The organism is Nocardia sp. NPDC055029, from assembly GCF_053608525.1.
In genome coordinates this window covers 1-7,058 of sequence record NZ_JBSGVQ010000014.1, presented here as the reverse complement: position 1 = coordinate 7,058, position 7,058 = coordinate 1, and the positions used below count along the sequence as shown (strand labels likewise).

The 7,058-nt window shown below is 69.3% G+C and carries 9 protein-coding genes; 6 read left to right on the top strand and 3 right to left on the bottom strand.

What is annotated here, in order from left to right; genetic code table 11:
- Window positions 1-79 precede the first annotated feature (79 nt).
- Complete coding sequence (locus ACWF9G_RS14970) at window positions 80-544, top strand: ESX secretion-associated protein EspG (protein ID WP_452515936.1); 465 nt, start codon at window positions 80-82, stop codon at window positions 542-544.
- Here ACWF9G_RS14970 and ACWF9G_RS14965 read toward each other — a convergent pair whose 3' ends face one another.
- From ACWF9G_RS14965 to ACWF9G_RS14955, 3 genes are read right to left on the bottom strand one after another with little or no spacing between them, the layout of a single operon-like run.
- Window positions 545-1,213, bottom strand: a complete 669-nt coding sequence (locus tag ACWF9G_RS14965) for a histidine phosphatase family protein (RefSeq protein ID WP_452515800.1) — start codon at window positions 1,211-1,213, stop codon at window positions 545-547.
- A complete protein-coding gene (pheA, locus tag ACWF9G_RS14960; protein ID WP_379311426.1) occupies window positions 1,210-2,124 on the bottom strand; it encodes a prephenate dehydratase in 915 nt (304 codons plus the stop codon). The genes ACWF9G_RS14965 and pheA overlap by 4 nt, the downstream gene beginning before the upstream one ends.
- A 41-nt stretch (window positions 2,125-2,165) precedes the next feature.
- A complete protein-coding gene (locus tag ACWF9G_RS14955) occupies window positions 2,166-2,585 on the bottom strand; it encodes a hypothetical protein (RefSeq protein ID WP_379311427.1) in 420 nt (139 codons plus the stop codon).
- Between the two features lie 112 nt (window positions 2,586-2,697).
- Here ACWF9G_RS14955 and ACWF9G_RS14950 point away from each other — a divergent pair, with 112 nt between their 5' ends.
- From ACWF9G_RS14950 to ACWF9G_RS14930, 5 genes are all read left to right on the top strand, one after another.
- Window positions 2,698-3,459 carry a DUF2470 domain-containing protein gene (locus ACWF9G_RS14950; RefSeq protein ID WP_452515797.1) on the top strand — a complete coding sequence of 254 codons (762 nt, stop codon included), beginning with the start codon at window positions 2,698-2,700 and terminating at the stop codon, window positions 3,457-3,459.
- A 46-nt stretch (window positions 3,460-3,505) separates the two neighbouring features.
- A complete protein-coding gene (locus ACWF9G_RS14945) occupies window positions 3,506-4,282 on the top strand; it encodes a CPBP family intramembrane glutamic endopeptidase (protein ID WP_379311429.1) in 777 nt (258 codons plus the stop codon).
- Window positions 4,283-4,415: 133 nt separating this feature from the next.
- Window positions 4,416-5,837: an LCP family protein gene (locus ACWF9G_RS14940; protein ID WP_379311430.1), complete on the top strand. Its 1,422-nt coding sequence runs from the start codon at window positions 4,416-4,418 to the stop codon at window positions 5,835-5,837.
- Window positions 5,838-5,847: 10 nt separating this feature from the next.
- Entirely contained in the window at window positions 5,848-6,387 is a 540-nt protein-coding gene (locus ACWF9G_RS14935) for a ferritin (protein ID WP_379311431.1), read from the top strand.
- Between the two features lie 83 nt (window positions 6,388-6,470).
- A complete protein-coding gene (locus tag ACWF9G_RS14930) occupies window positions 6,471-7,019 on the top strand; it encodes a ferritin (protein ID WP_379311432.1) in 549 nt (182 codons plus the stop codon).
- The last annotated feature ends 39 nt before the right edge of the window (window positions 7,020-7,058 follow it).

The window sequence follows — 7,058 nt, the reverse complement described above, 5'->3', positions numbered from 1 at the left end:
GCCCCCGGGCCCGGGTGGGGGGGGGGGGGGGGGCCCCCCCCGGGGGGGGGGCGCCCGCCCCGGGCCGGAGTCCTACGTCATCGACGACGCGGGCCTCGACCTGCCCGGCGCGGTACTGCAGGCGCTCGGGCAGTCCGCAGCGCTCGAGCTGTACGGGATGAACGCTCCCACCGAGGAACTCGCGCCGATCTTCGGTGACACCGGTGACGTCGCGGCCACAACAGAACGGCTGAGCAAGATCGGCAAACCGGCCGGCGACGCGCCCGCGCTCGCCTCGGCGCTGGTGGAAATCCACTCCTACGCCGAGATCGTCGGCGTCGCCTACGGTGACGGCACCCGCGACATCCAGGACAACCACATCGCCGTGTTCAACACGCGCGCTGGGAGATTCATCATCACCGCCAGCGTCGCCGACGACGGCGTGAAGTGGTCGTCCATCGCCTCCGGCACGAACGCGCGCCTGCGGACCGCGGTCGCCGATCTCATCGAATCACTGCCGATCCGTACCGAATTCCGGGCCGCGAAGGCCGACAACCTGGGGTGATCACCCCATCGGGTCGTCGGCCGTCGGCTCGGCCTTGACCGTGAACGGCGGCGTGAACCTGCCCCAGCGCAGGCATTCCCAGCCGCCGTCCTCGGTGGGGAGCAGTTCGATCGTCTCGGTGTTGTCGAGGTGGTTGTTCGTCGTGAACGGCGGCGCCACCCCGGCCAGCGTCTTGGCGACCAGCCGCATGGCGGCGCCGTGGTTCACGACCACCACGTCACCGTCGGCGTCGTCGGTCAGGAACTCCGTGCGCAGCCCTTCGAGTACCGGCACGATCCGGTCGAGCACCTCGTGACCTGATTCGCCGCCGGGGGCCCTGGTCTCGAGTTCGCCGAGGTGCCAGCCGCGGTAGATCTGCTGGAAGAAGTCGTGCGCCTCCTGGTCCGAGCGCCCGTGCAGCTCACCGACCTGCACCTCGAACAGGCCGTCGAGAACATGGGCGGGTGAGCCGGTGGCCGCCTCGATGTAGCTCGCCGTCTGCCGGGCACGCAGCGCCTCCGACGACACCAGCACCTGCGGCGCGCGCGCCAGGCTCGCGCCGAACGCTTTCGCCTGCGCCACACCACGTTCGGTCAGCGGGAGACCGGGCACCTGGGTATCGAGGATCTTCGCGACGTTGCCCTCGGTCTCGCCGTGGCGCACCAGCACCAGCTTCGCGCGTGTAGTCATAGGTCAGCGACCCCCTTTCGCAATTGCGTCAACCATTCTGCGGCAGGTTCGTCCGACGGGGGCGGCGTACCGACCGCCGAGTACGCGGGCCACGATCCGAGGAACCGGACCCGCGCCGTGCGATGCAATGCCTTCAACGTCTCCGCGACCGCCGGATCGTCGAGGTGCCCGACGCAGTCCAGGTAGAAGCGGTAGGTACCCATCGCGGTCCGGGTCGGCCGCGACTCGATTCTGGTCAGATCGACGCCGCGGGTGGCGAATTCGGCGAAGGCGCGCATCAGCGAGCCGGGCTCGTTCGGCAGTTCGAGCACGATCGATGTGCGATCGGCGCCGGTCGCGTGCGGCGCTACGCCCGGCCGCGTCACCAGGACGAACCGGGTGATCGCCTGATCGTGGTCGGCCACTCCGGCGGCCAGCGTCGCCAGTCCGAGCCGTTCGCCGGCCAGCGCGGTCGACACGGCGGCGTCGGCGGTTCCCGCGGCCACGTCTTCGGCGGCCGCCGCGTTGGAGGCCGACGTGAACGGCCGCGCGTCCGGCATGTGCCGCGCCACCCACTGCCTGACCTGCGCGGCCGCCACCGGGTAGGCCGCCAGCGTGCGCACCTGGTCGAGCGTGATGCCGTGGCGCGCGACGATCGTGAAGGCCACCTCGAGCTCGGTCTCGGCGACGATCTGCAGCCGCGGCCCGATGGCCAGCGAATCCAGCGTCGCGGGAATCGATCCTTCGACGGAACTCTCGATCGGCACCACCGCGCCGTCGACATCGCCGGACCGGATCAGATCGAGTGCCGCACCCTGACTCGGCGCGGCTATTCGCTCGACCGGACCGTCGAAGGCCCCCGAGTTCTCGAACTTCGCCAGAGCCATCTCGGTGAACGTCCCGGACGGCCCGAAATACGCAATACGCGGCACACAGAAAGATTAGCTGGATCGTTGTCCGAAGTCGGCCCGGCTCAGGAATCCAGTACGCGGAGAGCATCCACGATCGCCTGCTCATCGTCGGTTTCGACGGCGAGCAGAACCGTACGGGTTGCTTCGATGGCCGGTGGCTTGAGCGAAGTCAGGAATTCGACATCGGGATTCGCGAGGGCGGTCGGGATGTCCTCGCCACACAGGGCGGCGACCGTACCGGCGACGATGGCGACGGCACGGGAGCCGTCGGCGGTACGGGCGACGAAGCCGTGGTCGGCGTGGGCGATGCGGACCAGGAACGCCACCAGCTCGGCATCGGGGATGTCGACGTCGACGATCTCGGCGGTGCCGGGTGCGCTGCCCCGCGGCCGGACCAGACCGGCCACCAGGCTGCGGCGGGCGGGCGTCGACAGGGTGACCAGGACGGGTTCGGCGGGAGTCGCGTGGTCGTCGTGCGTCATCAGACCACCGTAGATGCGGGATTCCCGGCAATTGTGCGGGGTGTCCCTCTTGCGCGAATGACCGCGGTAACTTAGCTTAGGTTTACCTAAACAACAGTTCGCGGAGGTTGTCATGTCGAGCCCAACCACGATCCTCGCGCCGACGACCGCCGAGCGCGTTCGCAGCGCGTGCGCGCACGCGGAGACGGCGATGCTCGCGCTGCCCGGCATCGATCCGGTGCCGACCTCGCTGCATCACCTGCGCCGGTGCGGCGACGCGGTGATCGCGGTGCCCGCGAGCTCCCTCGCGGCGGCGCTGGCCGCGACGGCGAACGAGACCTCCGCGGTACTCGAACTCACCGATCACGCGCCGCTGCCGCTGCGCGAGCCGGTCCGGGCGCTGGTGTGGTTGCGCGGCTGGGTGCGGCAGGTGCCCGAACAGGCGCAGCGCGCGCTCGCGATCGAGATCGCCAAGGAGTTCCCGCATCCGGGGCTGCTCGATATCGGGCACGGGGTCACCCTGCTGCGCGTTGTGGTGAATTCGGCGGTGCTGGCCGACACCTCCGGCGCCGAATCGGTCGACCACGCCGACCTGCGCGCCGCCTCGCCCGACCCGTTCTGCGAACTCGAGAGCGCCTGGCTGCAGCACATGGCCGAGGACCACGCCGACATCGTCGCCCAGCTGGCCCGGCACCTGCCGACCCGGCTGCGCGGCGGGATGGTGCATCCGCTGGCCATCGACCGCTACGGCCTGACCCTGCGCGTCGAGAGCACCGAGGGCGACCACGACGTGCGACTGCCCTTCGCCACGCCCGCCGACGACGTCCAATCGCTGAGCAAAGCGGTGCGCGTCCTGGCCGGCTGCCCCTACCTGAACGGCCTGCGCCGCATCTGAACCCGCTCACGGGCCCGCGCACCGCGGGCTGCCTACACTGCGCGACATGCGCGTCGATCCTCCGGACACCCAGCTGAGCGAGCGGGAACGGTTCGGTCTCCGAGTGGAGATCGCCATCGTCTTGCTGGTGACCTTCGGGCTGAGCGGGATCAGTGCCGGTCTGGCGCTGCTGGATTCGGCGCTCTCGCCCGGTGGCATCGGCGGGCGCACGGTGGCGCTCAACGCCTCCCGGTCCGACAACTCGTTGCTCGACCTGCTGTTCCAGCTCGTGAGCGTCACCCGGCTGCTGGCCTGGGCCGCGCTGGGCCTGTACCTGTTGTGGCGCAGCGGAATCGGGCCGCGGCTGATCGGCCTGGCCAGGATCGGGCGCGCGGATGTGGTGCCGGGTCTGGTGCTGGCCGCGGTGATCGGCCTGCCCGGGCTCGGGCTGTATCTGCTCGCGCACGCGCTGGGATTCAGCGTCACCATCGTGCCGAGTTCGCTGTCGGAGCACTGGTGGCGGCTGCCGGTGCTGATCCTGGCGGCCTGTGCGAACTCGGTGGCCGAGGAAGTGCTGGTGGTCGGCTATCTGATCACCCGGCTACGTCAGCTCGGCTGGTCGGACAACCGCTCGCTGGTCGCGTCGGCACTGCTGCGCGGCAGCTACCACCTGTACCAGGGGATCGGCGGCGGCCTCGGCAACATCGTGATGGGCCTGCTCTTCGGCCGGTACTGGCAGCGCACGAACCGGCTGTGGCCGCTGATCCTGGCGCACGCGACCATCGACGCGGTCGCCTACCTCGGCTACACCGTGCTGCGCGGTCGTGTCGGTTGGCTACCGTGAGCGGCGTGTCACGGCGAGTCCGGCCACATCCCCGCGTTTCGCGCTAACACGGGCGCCCGAGCGGGGTATCCCAGTAGTGACCGAGCGCGCACAACCGACCCGCGCACCCGACGATCAGTAGAGTGCCCCAGTGATGAACGGCGACGATCCCCGCGATGACCCGCGTAGGCGCCGGGTGCCGCCGCAGGCAGGCCACCCCGGTGGTCCTCCGCTGCCGCCGCCTGGGCGCGGCAACGGTCCACGTCAGGGCCGTCCGCAGCCCGGCAACGAGCCGACAGTCCGCCGCGGCAACCCCCAGCCAGGCCGCATGCCACCGCCCGGCGATGGTCCGACGGTCCGCTACAACCCCGCGCCGCGCCGCGAGCCCCCCGCCTCGCACATCGAGCCGACCCAGGTCCTGCACCGTGACGGCCGCGGGGAGCCGCTGGCCTACTCGCAGATGCCGACCGAGCAGCCGCGCAGGCACGCGCCGACGCAGCGCCCGGTTCCGCATCGCGAGCCGGTCCGGCACGCGCCGACCCAGCGCCCGGTCCCCCATCACGACGGCGTCCCGCCCCGGCGTACCCCGCCTCCGCCCGAGGTGGGCAGGCAGGCCAGGCCGCCGCGGCGGCCGCGCAGGCGTCATCCGTTCCGGTGGCTGATGCTGATCGTGGTGGCGCTGATCGTGGGGCTGATCGCCGCGGTCATCCACCTCGACAACTCGCTCACCCGGATCCCCGCGCTCACCTCCTACAGCGACCGGATCGGCGATACGCCGGGCACGAACTGGCTGCTGGTCGGTTCCGACGGTCGCGGTGACCTGTCGACCGAGCAGGAGCAGGAACTGGCGACCGGCGGCGACACCGGTCCCGAACGCACCGACACGATCATGCTGGTGCACATCCCGTCGTCCGGGCCGACCACGATGGTCAGCCTGCCGCGCGACTCCTACGTCAGCATTCCCGGCCACGGCAAGGACAAGCTCAACGCGTCGTTCGCCCTCGGCGGCGCGCCGCTGCTGGTGCAGACCGTCGAGATCGCGACCGGCCTGCGGATCGACCACTACGCCCAGATCGGCTTCGGTGGTTTCGCCGGCGTCGTCGACGCGCTCGGCGGGATCGAGATGTGCCTGGACGAGCCGATCGTCGACCCGCTGGCCGGGCTGGACCTGCCCGCGGGCTGTCAGAAGCTGACCGGCCCGGAGGCGCTCGGTTTCGTGCGGACAAGGGCCACCCCGCTCGCCGACGTCGACCGGATGAACCATCAGCGGCTGTTCATGTCGGCGCTGCTGAAGAAGGCGACGAGCATGGGCACGCTGGCCAACCCGTTCGCGCTGTGGCCGATGGCCACCGGCGTGGCCGGTTCGCTGAAAGTCGATGACGGCGACCACATCTGGAACCTGGCCGCCCTCGGCTGGGCGATGCGCGGCGACACCGTCACCACCAGCGTGCCGATCGGCGGCTTCGACGACACCGACGTGGGCAACGTGCTGCTGTGGGACAAGTCGAAGGCGCCCGGCTTCTTCGAGGCGCTGGCCAACGACCAACAGATTCCCGAGGACCTGCTGACGCGGTAACGTCGTCTGTATGGCCGAGGACCGTTCGTTCATCGAGCTGCTGCGGGACCAGATCCGGCACGGGCTGACCGCCGCGCAACAGTATCTGGCCGCCGCCGTGTACTTCGACACGCAGCGACTACCCGAGCTGGCCGCGCAGACCTACGCCCGGTCCGCGCAGAGCCGCGGCCATGCGATGCGGATGGTCCAGTATCTGCTCGACCGCGACATCCCGGTGACGATCGGAGGCCTCGACGAGGTGCGCTCCGAGTTCGATTCGCCGCGCGCCGCGATCGCCTTCCTGCTCGACAGCGAGCGGGCGGCCACCGCGCAGATCAGCGGACTCGCCGCGGCGGCGCGGACCGCCCAGGATTATCTCGGCGAACAATTCGTGCAGTGGTTCCTCAAAGAGCAGGTGGCCGACGTCGCGGAGATGGGCACACTGCTCACCGTGCTGGACCGCCAGCAAAATCTCTTCGACGTGGAGGAATTCATTAGGCGCGAGCTGACGGGCAAGGTCCCGGTGGACAACACAGCGCCGAAAATGGCTGGGGCAGGGCAGGTTCAGTAAGGGAATACTTGGTTAGGAAATACTTCCCTCAATAAGGTTGCACTTGGATGACAACCCTTGTGACCAGCGCTAATGTTGCCGACATGTCGAGTCATTCGGAAAACCCGCGCAGCAAATTCCACAGCCTGCTTCAAGACCAGATCCGACATGAGTTCAATGCCGAACACCAGTACATCGCCATTGCGGTGTGGTTCGACAATGCCGATCTGCCGCAGCTGGCCAAGCGGTTCTACGCACAGTCCGTGGAAGAACGTAACCACGCGATGATGATCGTTCAGTACTTCCTCGACCGCGATATCAGCATCGACATCGCGGGCATCGATGCGGCCAAGTCGCATTTCGAGGACGCCCGCGAGCCGATCGCGCTGGCACTGTCCCAGGAGAAGACGGTCACCGACCAGATCATCCAACTGGCCAGCACCGCCCGCGAGGAAGGCGACTACCTCGGCGAGCAGTTCATGCAGTGGTTCCTCAAGGAGCAGGTCGAGGAAGTCGCGCGCATGAACACGCTGCTCAACATCGCCGACCGGGCCGGATCGAACCTGTTCGACCTGGAGAACTTCATCGCGCGGGAGATGTCGACGCCGTCCGACGCGTCCGGTGCCCCGTCCGCCGCCGGCGGCCACCTCTGAGATGTTCGCCCGGATTCGGCTCGCGCACAGCGCGAGCCG